At 36.9% G+C, this 18,850-nt stretch carries 10 protein-coding genes; 5 read left to right on the top strand and 5 right to left on the bottom strand.

The annotated features are described in order from the left end of the window. Positions 1-38 precede the first annotated feature (38 nt). Entirely contained in the window at positions 39-3,527 is a 3,489-nt protein-coding gene (locus tag KEM10_RS08345) for a discoidin domain-containing protein (protein ID WP_212215531.1), read from the top strand. Between the two features lie 40 nt (positions 3,528-3,567). On the opposite strand, the gene KEM10_RS08350 is transcribed toward KEM10_RS08345, so the two are convergent. Both KEM10_RS08350 and KEM10_RS08355 read right to left on the bottom strand, forming a co-directional pair. Next, positions 3,568-5,496 (bottom strand): hypothetical protein, encoded by a 1,929-nt coding sequence (locus tag KEM10_RS08350; protein ID WP_212215532.1) that lies wholly within the window; start codon positions 5,494-5,496, stop codon positions 3,568-3,570. 537 nt (positions 5,497-6,033) lie between these two features. Continuing rightward, entirely contained in the window at positions 6,034-6,690 is a 657-nt protein-coding gene (locus KEM10_RS08355; protein WP_212215533.1) for a DUF6261 family protein, read from the bottom strand. 284 nt (positions 6,691-6,974) lie between these two features. Between KEM10_RS08355 and KEM10_RS08360 the strand changes: the two genes are divergently transcribed. After that, the gene (locus KEM10_RS08360; protein WP_212215534.1) at positions 6,975-7,157 is read left to right on the top strand and encodes a hypothetical protein; all 183 of its coding nucleotides are present in this window, start codon (positions 6,975-6,977) and stop codon (positions 7,155-7,157) included. Positions 7,158-7,192: 35 nt separating this feature from the next. Here KEM10_RS08360 and KEM10_RS08365 read toward each other — a convergent pair whose 3' ends face one another. From KEM10_RS08365 to KEM10_RS08375, 3 genes are read right to left on the bottom strand one after another with little or no spacing between them, the layout of a single operon-like run. Then, positions 7,193-10,288 carry a glycoside hydrolase family 2 TIM barrel-domain containing protein gene (locus tag KEM10_RS08365; RefSeq protein ID WP_212215535.1) on the bottom strand — a complete coding sequence of 1,032 codons (3,096 nt, stop codon included), beginning with the start codon at positions 10,286-10,288 and terminating at the stop codon, positions 7,193-7,195. Positions 10,289-10,318: 30 nt separating this feature from the next. Then, the gene (locus KEM10_RS08370) at positions 10,319-11,362 is read right to left on the bottom strand and encodes a glycoside hydrolase family 43 protein (RefSeq protein ID WP_212215536.1); all 1,044 of its coding nucleotides are present in this window, start codon (positions 11,360-11,362) and stop codon (positions 10,319-10,321) included. 6 nt (positions 11,363-11,368) lie between these two features. Further along, positions 11,369-12,346 (bottom strand): glycoside hydrolase family 43 protein, encoded by a 978-nt coding sequence (locus KEM10_RS08375; protein ID WP_212215537.1) that lies wholly within the window; start codon positions 12,344-12,346, stop codon positions 11,369-11,371. 780 nt (positions 12,347-13,126) lie between these two features. Between KEM10_RS08375 and KEM10_RS08380 the strand changes: the two genes are divergently transcribed. The 3 genes from KEM10_RS08380 to KEM10_RS08390 are packed head-to-tail and all read left to right on the top strand — an operon-like array spanning position 13,127 to position 18,842. Continuing rightward, on the top strand, positions 13,127-16,252 hold the full coding sequence (locus tag KEM10_RS08380) for a SusC/RagA family TonB-linked outer membrane protein (protein WP_212215538.1): 3,126 nt from the start codon (positions 13,127-13,129) through the stop codon (positions 16,250-16,252). A 12-nt stretch (positions 16,253-16,264) separates the two neighbouring features. Beyond that, complete coding sequence (locus KEM10_RS08385; RefSeq protein ID WP_212215539.1) at positions 16,265-17,974, top strand: RagB/SusD family nutrient uptake outer membrane protein; 1,710 nt, start codon at positions 16,265-16,267, stop codon at positions 17,972-17,974. A gap of 31 nt (positions 17,975-18,005) precedes the next feature. Continuing rightward, positions 18,006-18,842, top strand: coding sequence for a hypothetical protein (locus tag KEM10_RS08390; RefSeq protein WP_212215540.1), 837 nt, complete (start codon positions 18,006-18,008; stop codon positions 18,840-18,842). The last annotated feature ends 8 nt before the right edge of the window (positions 18,843-18,850 follow it).

Here is an 18,850-nt window from a genome sequence, read left to right on the forward strand (position 1 = left end):
TTATAATATTTATATCCGGTTATATTCAATCCAAAGAAATGAAACATAAAAGTGTATTGCTGATTTTGGCCGCTCTAATCATGGCCATAGGTTATATTTTATATAGCCCTAATGAAGAGCTCTTAAGTGAGGAGAATGAAATTGGAAATGAAGAACGGCCAGACAAACCTGTTCTTGAAGGAGAAGAGTTAGCCAGATTTAAAGAATATCTGAGAAGCAGATCATCATCTGGATTAAAATCAAGCACTGCAACCAACGAAAGTACCTATGCCAACGGAAAACTTACTGGCGAATGGAAGACTAAACTATCACAAACCGGCTGGTATGGATATCGTGTAGACAACTCATCTTACGATTCTCTGCGCAATGTCTTTTACGTGGTTAGTTATGCCGGTCACCTTTATAAATTAGAATACGAAAGTGAGGTTAAATGGACATTGCTCAACCACAAAATTGTAATGAATCCATCAGATAACTCAACTGCTAACCCTGTATTTATGGGAACGTTGTTAACTGACAACACCTTTCGCTTAATTCGTAGCAATGATGATCTGAGAAGAATGGAATATTCTGATGATGAAGGACAAACCTGGAATATTGCAACCGGAGCTAATGTAACGCAAAGCTGGTCGAATCAGATATTTGAAATTACATCAAATGGCACAAAAAGAATTGTGCTTCACACCTATGATTCTAACTATCATCATATCTATTTCTCAACAGATAACGGTGCAACCTATACCGAATCAAGCCTTAGCTTTCCTATCTCTACCTACGACATGCGCATAGCTAAACCTTTTTATACCAACGAGGCTTTTATGTGGGTATGGAGAAAAAGTCAAAAAACAATCGACACCTATAAATTCAATCCATCAGCCGGCGACTTTGAACTAAAAACAGCCTCCTCAAGTACACTGGAAGGCACCAACCTTTCCAGTGCTGCTGCTACTTATTATGATGGTCAATATCATTTTTACTTGTCAACCATTAACTCTAATTATACCGTATATTATTCTTCAGATGAAGGAGCTACCTGGGAGCAGAAAAATGCAGGTAGAGACAGGGCTTTTGAAGTAATTTGCCCCGATAAACCCAATATGCTCATCAGTGGTTTTGAAGATATGAAACTATCTACCGATTACGGAGCTACATGGAATGGATTTGGATATAAACTGGGATGGGACATGCAACACATGCGCACCTACGAAAAAGCTGGCGGCACTCCTATTACACTGGTAGGTTTAGATTTTGGATGCTATATCTCAGAAACTCCTGAAGATAAAGAATCCTATACCTGGTGTAATAATGGTGCGTGTTATGCCATGCATTATGATGCAGCTTCCAGTCAGAATTTTAACTCCATTTACATGGCCAATCAAGATCGGGGAGCTACAGCTTATAAAGATACAGGAATGGTTGTTAGTACCATGGATATTGATGGAACAGATGTATTGCGCACCTGTTTCTCTAAGCGCGAAACTTCAGCCTGGACATGGTTTTATTATGGTCGCATCAAACATCAATATAATTTTGCTACAGACAAAAACGGAGGTTCAGCTGTGTTAGACGGATTAGGAAACTGGTGGGCTGCTCCTATTATTGCTTCGCCTGACCCGAATGAAGACGCTATTTATGCAGCCTATGGTAGCAACCTTCAGAAATTCACTTATGATGAAGCAAGTGGAACCATCACTCAGAGTGCCCACCCATATGATTTCAATGCTAAATACGGATCAGAAATAGGAAGCTTTGGTTATTCTGAACTGAACCGCGATTTATGGTATGTTGCCTTAAACAATGGATTATTTATACACTCAACTGATGGAGGTGAAAACTGGACCTCTACGTCTTATTATGGAACAAAACCAAAGTCGAACGATCAATACTATAACTATCCTAAGAATCAGGCAGTGATTAAAGCTTCACAGATTGATACCAATAAAGTATACTTTGCAGGCGTTGGAAATTACTTCCTTGTTTCAGAAAATAATGGAAAAACATTTTCATCTAAAATCAATGGTTTAAGTATAAGTAGGATTCGTGATTTTGCACTTTCACCCGACGAACAATTTATATTTGCAGCTTGTGGATATGGAGGAGCCTGGGTGTACTCGATACAAGATAATCGTTGGTTTCAAATGATGGACGATCCCATTCCGAGTGTTGACTTTACTAATGTTGAATTTATCAAACGCACTAATTGTGTACGATTTGCCACTTACGGAAGCGGAATTATTGAATTTCATTTAAATAATCAATTCTATCCGGTAAATGCACCTGATCAACTTAATAGTTCAATCAACAAGCAAAATTACATTGAACTAAAATGGACAGATAATGCAGATAACGAAGACGGTTTTTATATTGAGCGTGCCAGTGAAGGAGAAATGTATTTTACTTGTATCGATACTATTGCGACAGATCAAAGCACCTACATCGATACCACCATGCAATACGAAACCACCTACTATTATCGCGTAAAAGCGGTTAAGGACGATATTGCTTCGGCGGAATCGAACCTTGCCATTATAAAAACACTTAAAAAAGGTTATATCAGTCCGGCAAATATTGCTTTAATTGACTTTAGCAGCGAAGAAATAAATAGCGAATATTCACCTGCCATATATGCCTTTGATGGAGATGAAAATACCTATTGGCATACTCAATATAGTGGAACAGCCCCGGGGTATCCGCATTATTTGACGGTTGATTTTGGAGAAGAAATGAGTTTGGTTGGTTTCCGCTATTTACCAAGGCAAGATGGAATGGATATCGGTACTATTGCTGATTATGCTATTTATGTAAGTAATGATGTTAATACATGGGGAGATGCTATTGCAACAGGAAGAATGAGTGCCAACACCAATTTAAAAGAGGTAATGTTCGAAAATAAAGTATCAGGCAGATACGTTAAATTCGAGGCTCTTTCTGAAATAAGCGGATCAAAATATGCCAGTGCTGCTGAAGTAATTTTGCTGAACCAAACAGTGCCACCAGATAGTCCATACGGTCTTAAAGCTACTCTATATCAAGAAACATCCGTATTTATTACCTGGAACGATGCATCATTAAACTCAGAAGGTTATATTATTGAACAATGGGAGAATGATACATTTGTACCAATTGATACAATCAACCCAACTATTAAGGTATTTCTGATTTCTGATTTGGAGCCTCTAACAGACTATCGATTCCGATTGAGAAGCTACAACGAGGGAGGTACTTCTGGTGCATCCAACGAAGTGGCAGTTACAACAGGGGGTAGTACGGGTATTTCACAAGAAGAAACAACCATTAAAACCTATCCAAATCCATTCAACAACCAATTAAATATTGAATTACCTATTATAAACTCTGAAGCTACACTTAGATTAAGCGACCTTAATGGTAAGATCATTATCGAAAGAAAAGTAGCCGCCGAAACAAATAATCTTCATCTAAACACCAGTCATGTTAGCACGGGTATATACCTATTAATTATAAATTACAAAGACCAACAGATAGTGCAAAAAGTAATAAAAGAATAACAACTAAATCTGCTAAATAGTAAAAAGCTCCCAAAAACAACTAGTTGGATTTGGGAGCTTTTTTATTGCTTTTCGTTGATAATAATGGAGATTCATTCGACAAACATTTGCAATAAAGTGATCTGTAATATGGATGATCCAGCAAAAAGAAGGCTATACCTCCATCCGTACTTGACTGAAACATCTTAAGCAATTCACCCGGATTAGTTTCAGCCACAATCTTCACCAACAGTTGATAATTAGTGTCTAAGTAATAATCCTTTTTATATAATGTCATCCATACAAATGCCTCCAACATCTGCTGATTATATTGACCATTAAAAACAATTTTATGTAACAGCTTTCTACCATATTCAGAATAATACATCAATGAACAAAATGCAGCCACTTCTGTCAGATCTTTCTCATCTTTGAATTTATGTCGTGCCAAATTGTAAACATTATTCATATAGTACGACTTCAACTTATACTGTCCGTTAATATGAGCTTGTGAAGCAGCCTTGATATAAAAGTTCATCAATAACCTGGAAGAATAATAGACAGGAACTTTATAACGTCTTAATCTTTTAATTTCTCTTTCAAGTTTCAATTGCTCTGTCTTATCAACACCAATTCGTCCATGAATTAACAACTGGTGGATATACCAATAATTTACCTCGGGATCACGAGGTTGTATCTCCATTAATTCAACCAACTCAGAGAGTGAACAGTCTGATATTTCCCGTTCATATAAATGTAATAACCAAAGGTGTTTTTTCTCTAATGCTTCGGACTTCCTTCCTGTATAAAATTGTAATATATCAATAGGAGGAACAGAGTATTTGTCTACTATTATTCGATTCCACATTTCGTGTAAGATTATCTCTGCTGATTCATACTTTTTATTTGCAGTGGCTTTGTTAAAATTATCCACTAACTCTTCATCTGACAATAACATAACAGGATGTTTTGTAGAGCAAAAGAGTTTTATTTTGGAAGAACGTTGGGCATCGAGTCTCTTTTGCCAGTGTTTATGTTTTAATGAATCGGTAAAAAAAGTTTTTATCTCCTTCTGAGTTAATCGATCGAAATAAATAATGCCTTCCTCCTTATATTGATGCCTAAACAATTCCCAATTTTCAGCCCATTGTAAATTTACTTTAGATGTGTCCAATCCAAACTCATGCAAAAACGATATTATATTTTCGCCTCTTCTTCTAGCTAAAACAAGGTTAGATGATTTGTCTCCATCTACTGATGCATATGATCGTATAACAGCAGAATCAACAGACGTAGCTGTTCCCATCTTAAAAATAAAATCAGAATCTATTTTTCGCCAATATAAGGTATCAGACGATGCATTAAAAGGCACATTAACCTCTAGCGTATCATACTCAACAAAAGCTTTATGCCTAAACGAATTAAGAAAATGTTTGATTTTATCTTTGCTATCTATGGTATATGTTTCATTAAAGAAAGGCGCATACCCCCATGGATGCGCATAACTATTATAATTCCTCCCTTTACCTTCAATAGTAAACATCAGGTTAAAATCATTCTTATAGGCAAGTAACTCTTCAGGTAAATCAATCAAAAAGTATGCATTATCAGTATTTTGCCCTATTCTACTTTTACTTTTTCGTATATTACGAAAGAGAATATTTTCAACTTCTGTTTTCTTCAAATATCCTATACTATTATTATTAAATGAGCAAGGATTATACGTTTCAGATAGAATTTTTAGTTTAAATCCAGATTTACGAGGTCGCATGGCTCTTCTAAACCATTTATCATCATTAGTGACCAAATAAATTTTATCACCTAATAACTGAAGATTGGCTCCCAGTTCTATGGGTTTTTCCTTCAGCCGTTCCTCCATTTTAATCAATCTTTTATCAATAGAATTTTGATGCCACCGATCTAAAAACTGTGCATCAATAGCCCAACTATGGATAAAACAAAATAGAGTTACAAAAAATCCGATTCGCATTTGCAAACTTAGGTTAGAATTGACTAAGCCTAAATTAATAAAGATTATAGAGAGAGCAATAGCCACACATTTTTAATAATAACATCCAGTGTACTCTATAATTTCAGATACTAGTATTAAAAAGCTCCCGTTATTAGAATTCCTCCCTTCAGTTATTCCGCGCAAACCTGCTCAGCCTTCCGCAGGCATGAAATGCCCCGAGCAGATCTGCTCAACCTTTCGCAAAGCTGACAAAGGGAGTTTCGACGTGGAAATAGCTCATAGCAATTAAAATAAAGCCCGCTCAGGTGTAAGCGGGCAATATCAGTAACCAATAAACTGGTTTAGTTGATCGATTTTACAACGTTCTCAATTTATTTGAATGATAACCTGATTGCTTCGTCTGAAAAGATTGTAGGAGCCAATAACATGACATACCTATTATTTAATAGCTTCACAAAGTTTTACCGACTAAGAGATGAACGATGCAATTTTGGCAGTATCAATAAAGCTGATAATTTACTAAATCATTATAGAAAGTTATATTGCAAAACACCTTTAGTCTAGAGATTCAACTAATTCTTCAATCCTTGAGTAGGCATGCTTAAGAGATTTGTTTTCTGTTATCTCAGCATATGCAAATAAAAAAATATAAAGATTTTCCAGAGAATCAATTAGTTTAGTCACCACTGAATAAGTTTGCACTAACTGCAGGGTATCATCATCCTCTTCACTATTTTGTATTTCAATTTGCTTATACATTTCATTGGCTTCTTCAATTAATGGAATCCACCTATAAATGGCTGTTTCATTAAGAACCTTTTTGTCCAGATTATGCAATTCATTTAATATCATCTCAATTGCAGATGTTGCCTCCCATATGGGTAACCTTGAGATTGAAGATCCAAATTTCTTAACAATCCCCAAGGCTTTTTTTATCACCATCAACTGTGAATTTGAATGAGGAAAAAACAATTCAGCTTTAACATCGTGCATCAACCCGGTAATTAAACGATTCCGTTTCTTTTCTAATTCATTTTTACCTTTGTTTTGACCATAGCCTTTTCTTATCTCGTTTTTAAATGAATCGAGATTACTTTTTACCTTAAATAAAGCAGGTTGTATTGTAGTAATGGGTTGGCAAATTCGTATTGTCTCTTCTGCAAGATATTGTAACTGTCTGTTTTCTATACAGGGAAGACATAATATTTTCATGAGTTTGGAGTTTAGTTAAAATCGTAAATTAAAATTAGGTAAATAAAATAACACAATAATTGCCCTTTGTCAAGCTTTACATAGGTTTTAATAAAATAAACTAGATTAAAATAATTCTAATAGTTTGATAATTACTATTCTCAGAAACTGTAATAAAAGCTACTTTTGCATCGCATTTGTAAAAACAATGTTAGTATGCTCGAAATAATTGCATTAGTCTTTTTAAGTAAAAAATAAGAAAGATAGTAAACGAAAAAGGTCTAAACGCCAGACGATATATCACCATGCTAATTTTACTATGGTTTTCGCTCGAACTGCTGTTTATCGCCTTTGGATTAAAAATGTTTGGAGATCCTATTTCTGCCATTCCGGTAGGTATGATTGGCGCAGCCATTGGAGGTTACTTGGGATATAAATTGGCAATTAATGCAGAGGCTGAGGTAAAAAATAACGCCCCTCTCGAATAACTCAAGAAGGGCGTTTTCCAGTTAGGAAGCTTATATTATTTTAAAACTGGCGTAATTAAGAATGTAAATTCATAATCCTGGTAAGGAATACGGTATTGTTTCAGCGGAAGAGCTCTCCAACTGTTTACACAACCTAATCCCAACTGCATTTTATCGATACAGATATTTACGCTTCCCGATTTTTCTATTTCCGGCATATGGCGTTGGTCTTTATCCCAACCATCATCCAATGCGTCAACTGTATAGAATAATGCTGAAGTAGAGAATAAATCATCGGAAATAAATTCAAGACCCACACCTGCCATATTTAACTGTTTCCAGTAACGAATATCACTTTTGGTTCCGGTTTCCTGTGGACGGATATACGGATAGGTTTGCTCACAAACGCTTTGTTTGTATAATCCAACAAACTCAGAATATTTACGATCGACATAATTCTCAACCGGTCCGCGGCCATAGTATTCAATTCGGTCAAAATCACCCGGCATTTGCATTTTCATACCAAAACGGAACATCTCCGATACTTCTTCTTCGCTATTGGCTTTTAATTTTTGAGACACCTTAATGGCTCCTTCATTATTAATCCAATACTCCAACGTAAGACCAGCTTTTACACTCGGCATTTCATATTCCGCCACTACTTTAACCATTCCATCTTCCATTGAAGAGTCAAACGATTTTAAGTTCAATCGTGGATTATGCCATGCACGATATTTACGTTGCAATTGTGCTCCGTAATCATTATCGGTTGGTGCTCTCCAGAAATTAGGCTTTAACTCCGCGCCGTCTTCCATCAAAGAAGTATTATTCACCTCATATCGACTTACAAATCCTGAATGACGGTTAATATCGATACGGAAATTGTCACCCTTCACAATCAAATAATTGTAATCGTTATCAACTTTTTCAGGCTGACTAACTTTTTGATTACTTTCTGTTTTATTTGCGATTACAACAGGTGCACTCTCCCATTCTTTAACTGTTAACTGCTCTTTAGCTAAAGTATAACCGGCAGATAATGATTGTTCAGCTTTTTTGAGTTTGTATGATACATTTACAAAAAGCTCTTTTGCGTTTTGCAGACATTCCGGAATTTCTAATCCTAAGTCGATGGATGAGCTTGCCTGTGGTGCCACATCCAACTGATTAACAAAACCGGTTGAAACTACTTTACCCTCAGCAACCAATTCCCATTGCAAATAGAAGTTGGATAAATCGCGGAAAAAATATTCGTTACTAACTTCTATTTTACCAGCTTTTACATCCACATCTTTTGTCCAGATAGATTGATAGAAATAGCCTACTTCATAAAAATGAGGATTTGGAACACGATCAGGACTAACCAAACCGTTATTTAGGAAGTTATTATCACTTCCATCATAAGCATTAAAGTCGCCACCATAAGCATATATCTCCTGACCATCTTTGTTGGTCCAACGAATTGACTGATCAACAAAATCCCAGATAAATCCACCTTGATACAAAGGATATTTACGAATCAGATCCCAATACTCTTTAAATCCACCCATTGAGTTACCCATTGCATGGGCATACTCACACTGAATAAGAGGTTTAGTTTGTTCTTTCTGAGAATACTCTTCACTTCGCTCATAGCCAAGGTACATCGGACAGTAGATATCTGTAAACTCATTACCATGTCCTTGTTCATACTGCACCGGACGTGATTTGTCATAGTTTTTAATCCACGTATAACAAGCTTCAAAATTAGGTCCGAAACCTGCCTCATTACCTAACGACCAAATAATAACTGAAGGATGATTGAAGTTACGCTGAACATTACGTTGATTACGTTCCAGGTGTGCCAAATCATACACCGGGTTTTTAGCCAAAGTTCTGTCACCATAACCCATACCATGCGATTCAACATTAGCTTCGGCAACCACATAAATACCATATTCATCACACAAGCTATACCACAATGCATCATCAGGATAGTGGCAAGTACGTACAGCATTCACATTGAATTTCTTCATCAACTGAATATCCTGAATCATGCGCTCTTTCGAAACCACATAACCACCATCCGGATCCAGTTCATGACGGTTCACTCCTTTAATTAGTATGGGTTGTCCATTAACATGAAGTTGAGAATTTTTCATCTCTACTTTTCTGAAACCAACTTTTAAAGGAACCACTTCTTGTACTTTACCACCTTTTTTTAGCGTAGCCGTTAAAGTATATAAATAAGGATTTTCAGCCGACCACTTATTCGCTTTTGCCAACTCAATTGTAGCCTTTCTTGTACCTGATCCACTCACTGATTTTTCAGCTACTACTTCTCCTTTTTTATCAGTTAAAACCAAATCAACTACTGCGCTGGATGATAAATCAACAGATACATCCAGTTTGCCATCGGCATAATCGTTAACTAAATCAGGAGTAACATGGATGTCTTTGATGTGTGTTTTTTCGCGAGCATACAAGTAGCAATCGCGACCAACACCCGAAAAACGCCAAAAATCCTGATCCTCTAAATAGCTACCATCGCACCAGCGGAATACCTGGAAGGCAATCAAGTTTTTACCGGCCTTCAAATATTTAGTCAAATCAAATTCAGCTTCCAGCTTGCTATCTTCGCTGTAGCCAACATATTTGCCGTTAACCCAAAGCGAGATATTAGAAGTAACCGATCCAAAATGAGCCACTATTTTTTTACCCGACCAATCTTTAGGAACAACTATTTCTTTACGATAAGTTCCTACGTGATTGTTTTCTTCCGGAACAGTTGGCGGATTATGCTCAAACTGATTACGCCATGGATATCCGGCATTCACATAAATGGGATCGCCATATCCGTTTAACTCCCAGTTACCCGGTACCGGAATAGTTCCCCAGCTATTATCGTCATAGCTGGTTTTATAAAAATCGGTAGGACGCAACCAGGCATCTTTCACCCAGTTAAATTTCCAGATTCCGTTTAGGCTCATAAAATTAGCCGAAGCTTCTTTCTCTCCATTCTTTGCAGCTTCTTCCGATTCAAATGCGAAATACGAAGCATGCATTGGCTGACGATTCACTTGATTTTTCTTTGGGTTTTGCCAAAGATCTTTTTGTGCAAATGTTGACAGACTTAAGCAGGTTAATGCAAAAAGCATTAAACTATTTTTCATACTATTCTATTAAAGGTTTATCATTAAATACTAAAATTTCATTTCCGATCCCCAATGCTGAGCCAACTCATTAGCTTCCGAGGCTGTTAAATGAATAACAGCGCCATGCTTTGGAGATGAGAAGTTGGTAGCTTTCATCACCCCTTCATTCAGGTGGCCAAGGTCTTTAAATGTTACAAAATCGGTGGTTTCGCAAAAGCCGAAGTTATGAGGCCTGATACCATAGCAATCATACATCAGAACATAAGTATCGCTATTCAGACGCTTCCATACATTGGGTGCTTCACAAGCTCGATCTTCGAAATCAACCCATTCAGCCTGATAAACATAGCCTTCATGCAGGCGATCCGAAACTGCTTGTTTGATACCGGGTCCTCCCTTGTCGTGAGGTGTGTAAAACATATGGTATTGATCACCCACCTTTGTTATATCAGCATCTATGTAGCTGATATCCTTTGGATATTCGAATAACAATTCCGGTTTCGTTTCCAGCTTTGTAAAATCATCATCGGTATAAGAATAGTACAAACGGTTATGTCCGTTTTGGGTGCGCATGGTAAAGTATACCATCATCTTCCCTTTTACATCATCATAGGTAGTTTCTGGAGCCCAGGCACATCCAATCTGTTCTAATCCTGGAAAAGCAGTATCAACTCTAACATTTGATTTAGTCCAGTGAATCAGATCATCTGATTTCATCAATACTAAAGCCCGGTTATTTCCCCAGCCGAATGAATCATCTCGCTCCCATTGAGTTTCTCTCAAACCTTGCTCCTTACCAAAAATATGAAGATCGGTCATAGCCAGATAAAATGAATTATCGGGTCCACGATAGATATGCGGATCACGTATACCACGCTGCAAAGCAAGCGTATCGCCATTTATTATTGGTTTTGAATCATTCAATGCCGTAAAAGTATAGCCATCATTACTCAAGGCCATATACAGGCTATGCGTATCATCTTTAAAATACACCATTAAATAGGCTGATAACTTTTCATCTGAATGATCTTTTTTTCCTAACGAACAGGAAAGCATAAAAGCAGCTATCAATAAATAAAAAAGATTTTTCATGATGACTTACTTTACAGGCTCAACTCCCTCAGTTGTCATTACAATACGCTTGATAGTACCGTCTCTATTGTAATACAATTTATCAATACATACAGAACGACTATAACTAGAACCATCTGTTTGAATACCTCCGTTGTGATAAATGAAATACCAATCCCCCTTAAACTCAACAATCGACTGATGATTGGTATTACTGTTACCGGCAATTTCGTTTAAAATACCTTTGTATTCATAAGGTCCTTCAATATTATCGGCCATTGCATAGGCAATTTTCTCAGGAAAACCGGTAGCATACGTCAGGTAGTATTTCTTTTTGTATTTATGAATCCATGGAGCCTCAGTAAATTCAAATCCTTCAAAATCAATTTTCTTTACTGGACCATCCAACTCAATCATATTATCTTTTAACTTGGCATAGTAGCAAACACCATTACCCCAGAATAACCAAGCCTGACCGTCATCATCAATAAAAGCAGCAGGATCAATACATGTCCATGAGTGTTTGGATGCAAAACAATCTTCGCGTTTTACCAATTGGGTTCCCAAAACATCTTTATAAGGTCCTTCCGGACGATCAGATACAGCTACGCCAATACCCGATGTATTTGTACTGATGTACCAATAGTATTTTCCATCTTTTTCAACGGTATGTGCAGCATACGCCTGTCCTCTTTCATCCCACGAAAAATCTTTGGCACGCAAAGGCGTTGGATACTCAGTCCAGTTTTTTAAATCTGTAGTAGAGAACACACACCAGTCTTTCAGGTTGTATCCTTTTTGGCCTCCTTTAAAATCATGACCGGTAAACAACCACAATGTATCACCCAATACAAGTGCTGCAGGATCGGCTGTGTATTTATGTGTAAAAATAGGATTGCCTTGAGTAGTAAAATGATAAATACTATCCATTTCTTCCTGGGCTTGAACCGAAATCAAACCCAACAAACATACTGCTGATAAAAAGGCTTTTTTCAAAATTGTCATTTGTGTTTTATTTATATTTATTCCAGATTTTTATATCAACATGAGAAGCAAATTATTCCTTCCCATTCATTCAGACCTGTCAAATATCAAAGATCAGCATATTGCAATAAGATTATTATAACTTTTTTAACTATAAATGCCATTTTTTTTAAAGTTATAATTAAAACAGCAGTGTAAGTTGGTGAGATGATTCTGTCACCTTAATTTGACGAGTATTGAATTAATTTTTTTCTGCAATTAACACATTACTTACATTGACTTAATTATGCAGCATGTATCCACCCACAGTAAATTAGGTTTAATCCTGCTATTACAACTATACAGGAAGTTTTCTTGAGTAAAAAAAAATTGTATCAGTTAACATCTATCATTTTAACAATTAGAAACACACATTTTATTTCAAAAATCCAAACAAGCACGTACTCCTTCAAATTCATTGCCAATCACTTTCACTACTTCCTTCCAATTATAAACTCCTTCTTCAACCTGATTAAATAAAGACCAATATGTATTTATTTGTTAATTTTTAATTAAATAATATAAAGAAAGGATAAAATAGTATTAGTCCCTTAAATATGAATCAGGTACATTTGCCTTAGTTAGTGTATATTAAACACTTTACAAGAGTGAAAGCTTAATATTTTTATTTTATAATATTGTTTTTTAGTCTTTTACAACATTTTTTTATTAAACGTACATATTACAATAGTTTTAATTTTAACATCAATCCCAAATGAAGTAAATCTTAAAAACTTCCTTAAATAACTTAAGTTTAAGTATATGAAAAAAAGAGTATTATTTCTAATTATTGGCCTGTGTATGGGTATAGCCTCATATGCACAGGTAAATGTAACTGGTAAAGTAACAGATACACAAGGTTCCCCAATACCGGGTGTAACAGTATCTGAGAAAGGAACCAGTAACGGAATAATTACCGATATAGATGGTAACTATTCCCTGTCTGTAAACAACTCAGAATCGATCATTGCCTTCTCCTTCATCGGGATGGACACGCAAGAGATCGTTGTGGGAAATCAATCAACAATTAATGTTGTGCTTGAAGAAGAGCTAACCGACCTTGATGAAGTAGTAGTAATTGGTTACGGTGTTCAGAAGAAAAAACTGACCACTGGAGCTAACCTTTCTGTTGATGGTGATGATTTGCAAAAATTAAACACAGTATCAGCTCTCGAAGCTATGCAAAGTCAAGCACCGGGCATGAACATAACCCAAAGTTCAGGTATGCCTGGTGAGGGTTTTAAAGTAAACATTCGAGGATTAGGAACAACCGGTAATGCTTCACCTTTATATGTTATTGATGGTGTTGCAGGTTTGGACATTAACACACTTAACCCTGCTGACATTGAATCGATAGACGTTTTAAAAGATGCGGCTTCTGCTGCCATTTACGGTGCTCGTGCTGCCAATGGTGTAATATTAGTAACGACCAAGAAAGGTAAAGCCGGAAAAGTTCAGGTTAGTTATGATGGATACTATGGTGTTCAGAATGCTCAAAAAATACCGCCTCTATTGAATGCATCAGAGTATATGACAATCATGAACGAAATTCGTTATAATGAAGGCTTAGACGAATACGATTGGGCAACTTTGATACCTGGTATCTATGAGGATGTTCAAAACGGATGGGAAGGAACTAATTGGTTAAAAGAAATAGAGAATGCCAATGCTCCTACACAGAATCATGCAATCAATATTACTGGTGGATCTGAAATGTCGAACTATTCATTAGGATTTTCATACACTAGTCAGGAAGGTATTTACGGTGCCCCTGTTGAACCGAATTTCGAACGTTATACAACTCGTATCAATTCAGATCATGTTATCTATAACAATGATAAATGGGACGTAATTAAAGTTGGAGAAACTATGCTATTCAACTTTAACCAACGTAATGGTATTGGTATTGGAAATATCTATTGGAACGACATTCACAACATGCTGGTTGCAAATCCTTTAATGCCAGTTTACGGAAGTGACGGTGATTATTATAACCAAGATGATGCTGAAGCTGATGGTTTAGATCAATATAGCTCATCGTTGAGCAACCCTATTGGAGATATGGTTTACAACAGAGGGCAAAACCTTTCAAAGAATTATTCTTTGCAAACAAGTGCTTATCTTGAAATTCAACCAATTCAAGGATTAACGTTAAGAAGTAGATTCGGGTATCAAATGAACTCAAGTAGCTATCGCTCATACGTTCCGGCTTATTCCCTTTCGCAGGTTAACTTTAAAGTTAACGATGAAGTTTCACAAAGCATGAGTGTTGGCCACAGATGGACTTTAGATAATACTATTTCTTACGATGCTCGCATTGGAGAACACTCTTTCGACATTGTGGCTGGTCAGTCAGTTGAAAGATGGGGCTTAGGTGAAAGCATGGGAGCAAATAATATCAATTCTGTATTTAATGACTTTGAACATGCATGGTTAGATAACACACAAGGTATCACACCTGGTGAAACATCTGTTTCAGGTTCTCCTTGGGGAGAAGGAGGAATTTCTTCATTCTTTGGTCGTATTAATTATAACTACAAGGAAACATACATGCTTTCGTTAGTTATGAGAGCTGATGCATCAACTAACTTTGCCAAAGGAAAACGCTGGGGATACTTCCCTTCTGTTTCTGCGGGATGGGTGATGACCAACGAATCATTTATGAGCGGAATGGACTCATGGTTAAATTTCTTTAAATGGAGAGCCAGTTGGGGACAAAACGGAAATCAGTCCATAGCACCTTTCCAATATTTAGCTACTGTTGCCTTTGACTTATCAAATGCCTACTCATTTGGGAATACCAAAACAGACCAAACAACAGGTGGATATGCTGATATACTTCCAAACCCTGATGTAACATGGGAAACTTCAGAACAGCTTGACCTAGGTTTTGATGCACGCTTTATCAACTCACGTCTTGGAGTTGCTTTCGACTACTACATTAAAACGACAAGAGATTGGCTGGTAATGGCTCCTATTCTAGCAACATACGGTACCGGAGCACCTGACATCAACGGTGGTGATGTTGAAAACAAAGGTATTGAAGTTGCTTTAAACTGGAACGACAACATAGGTGATTTCACTTACGGAGTTAACTTCAACATTGCCAAAAACAAGAATGAAGTAACTCGTTTGGATAATGCCGAAGGAATTATCAGAGGTGATGCCAATGTATTAAGTCAGGGAACACCTCATATGTATCGTGCCGAAGTAGGAAAACCAATGGGTTATTTCTACGGATACAAAACTGCAGGTGTATTCCAAAACCAGGAACAGATTAACAATGCCGGACCTACTCTTCAATCTGATCCGGAGCCAGGTGACTTAATATTTGTTGACACCAACGGCGATGGTGTTATTGATGAAAATGACAAAACTGAAATAGGTAATCCAAACCCAGACTTCAGAATTGGCTTTAGCTTTAACCTTGGCTATAAAGGATTTGACTTATCCGTTGCTACCAATGGAGCATTCGGTCATCAAATTGCTAAATCATATCGTTCATTTGCTGATTCTTATCAACAAAACTTTACAACAGATATTTTCGAAAGATGGCATGGTGAAGGAACATCTAACAGATTACCTAAGCTTTCATCAGGTAGTAACAGCAATTGGCAGGAAATATCAGATATCTATATTGAAGATGCTGATTTCTTAAAAATTCAGAATGTTACTGTTGGATACGACTTTAAAAAGCTGCTTCCATCAATGCCATTCTCAAAAGCACGTTTATATTTTGCTGCTCAAAACCTATATACCTTCACAAATTACACAGGTATGGATCCAGAAGTTGGATACGGTGTTGAAGACGGATGGGCTTCAGGTATTGATTTAGGTTTCTATCCAAGTGCTAGAACATATATGGTAGGTGTAAATCTTAATTTTTAATGGATTAATACAATGAAAAAAATAATATATTTATTCACACTCGCACTTATTTTTACTAGTTGCGAAGATTTTCTGGATACAAAGGATCTTACGAGGAAGAATACATCCAATTTCCCGGAAACAGTTGAAGATGCAGAACAGATGTTGGCAGCTATATACAACAACCTGAACTTATCGTCACAGGATCCGCAGTTCTCATACTTTTATGCTGCAAGCTTAGCCTCTGATGACCAATTTGGTGGTGGCGGTGAAAACGACCGTCTGATGCAAGCCCTGGATTTATTGATGAATTACAACAACAGTATGCTTGAACCTTACTGGACAGCAAGATACAAAGGAATATACAGAGCAAACACTGCCATAGAAACTATTGACAACTGTTCTGGATGGGATAATGAAGATCAACGTAATCAAATGAAAGGTGAAGCTTATTTTATGCGTGCCTTTTTCTATGACGAGCTAGCTTCTTTCTTTGGGCAAGTTCCATTAGTAATAACTACTGAAGCTCAAAACCTTCCTAAAGCAAGTGCTGATGAGTTATATGCACAAATAGCATCTGACTTAAAAATGGCAATTGAGTTAATGCCGAATAAACCATACACTAGTGTGGAAGCTGGTCATGTAACAAAATGGACCGCAGAAGCATTAATGGCAAGAGTATTCTTATTCTATACAGGATTCTACAATAAATCAGAGCTACCATTGGTAGAAGGAGGCTCTGTAAGTAAAGCAGATGTTGTAGCATGGTTGGAAGATTGCATTGATAACAGTGGACATAACCTGGTTGGTGATTTCCGCGAATTATGGGCTTACACAAACAAGTATACAGTTGATGATTACTCTTACACAGCAAATGAAGATCTTACATGGGCTGAAAATGATTTAGAAGTAAATCCCGAATCAATGTTTGCCATTAAATATTCAAACTTTGCAGACTGGGGTACCACCATTGGTTATTCAAACCAATATATGTTACATTTTGGTTTAAGAGGTGGTCAACCATATGAAAATACATTCCCATTTGGTCAAGGATGGGGAGCTGGTCCTGTTAACCCAACACTTTGGAATGACTGGGTAGCCGCTGAACCTAATGATGTTCGACGTGTGGCTTCAATAATTGATTTACCTAATGAATTACCAAACTATGCTAAAGGTGGATGGACTGACATGGTGCAGGAAACAGACTACTGGCAAAAGAAATATACTCCTGTAACTGCATATAATGAAGACGGTTCTATTGCATCTTCTTATAGTGTATTAATGCACGGAACAACGGACAACATGCAACTTGACAACACTAAAGACATAGTGTTAATAAGGTTAGCAGATGTTTATCTTATGCATTCTGAATTGACTGAAACAAATACCTACATGAACATGGTTCGTAACAGAGCTGGTCTTGACCCAATTGATTACTCTTTAGAAAACATTCAGAAAGAAAGAAGATGGGAATTGGCATTTGAGGGAACACGCTGGAATGACATTCGTCGCTGGGGCATTGCACCGGACGTACTGCAAGCCCAAATCGGAATTGATTGCTACTTTAAGGGAACACCTGATGTAACTAAGTCAATTGGAGGCGGATACAAAGCCAGATATGAAGCTACTAATGGCGGTTTCTTCCCAATTCCGGAGAATCAGATTAGCCTTTCTGATGGTATATTAACTCAAAATGATGGATGGGGTACCGGTTCAGGCGCTGAATATTCTGGTTGGAATTAATTGAAATACTGATTAATTAAAAACGAAAATGATGAAAAAATCAATAATATACTCTCTGCTTTTAGCAGCATTAGCCTTTGTTGCTTGTGATCCTATTGAAGACAGGGATGCTATCGGAGGAGCAATTACAGCTGCAGACCTCGACATTTCTGCTAGTCCCTTAGTTATTAATGGTGTTAATACCAACAAGGTTATTTTAAAAAACTACAGCCCGGTGTTACCTAGTTGGAACTATGGGGTTGGTGTTACCACTAAAAATGTTGACACTGTATTAATGGTAGTTGAAGGAACATCAACAATTAGCTTTACAGGTTTAAATCCTAATGGTGTAAAAATCACTAAAGAAATTGATGTTGATGTTGAAGACCTTTATTTTCCTGTACCTCCTCAGTGGGGTTACCTATGCGGAAGTGGAGAAAAAGAATGGGTTTGGGATGAAAACCATGTTGATGGAGTATTTGGTAACGGTGGTTACCTAGGTAATACTTCTCCAGGCTGGTGGAAAGTTTATATCGCTGATATTGAAGGACAGGCCGAAGGAGAAGGTGACGGTGCTTCAATGGTTTTTTCAACCAACGGAGCCACTTTAACCAAAAAATATAACACCGGAGGAACAGCTCAAGGTACCTTTAGCTTTGATATGAGTCAAACTACCGACGATGGTAATGGAGGAATTTGGGCAGAAGGTATGCTTTATACTAAAGGTGTTACTGTGTTATGCGGTAAATCAATAAATGAAGGTGGTATTGATGTATACAATTATGATATTTTGTCCTTAGATGACAATAATATGGCACTCTCTTATCATGCAGAAGGTACAGGTGCATGGGGAGAAGCATGGTTCTGGATGTTCAGAGCCGCAGATTAATTAAAACT

Source organism: Carboxylicivirga linearis (assembly GCF_018271995.1).
In the GTDB taxonomy this organism is placed as follows: domain Bacteria; phylum Bacteroidota; class Bacteroidia; order Bacteroidales; family Marinilabiliaceae; genus Carboxylicivirga; species Carboxylicivirga linearis.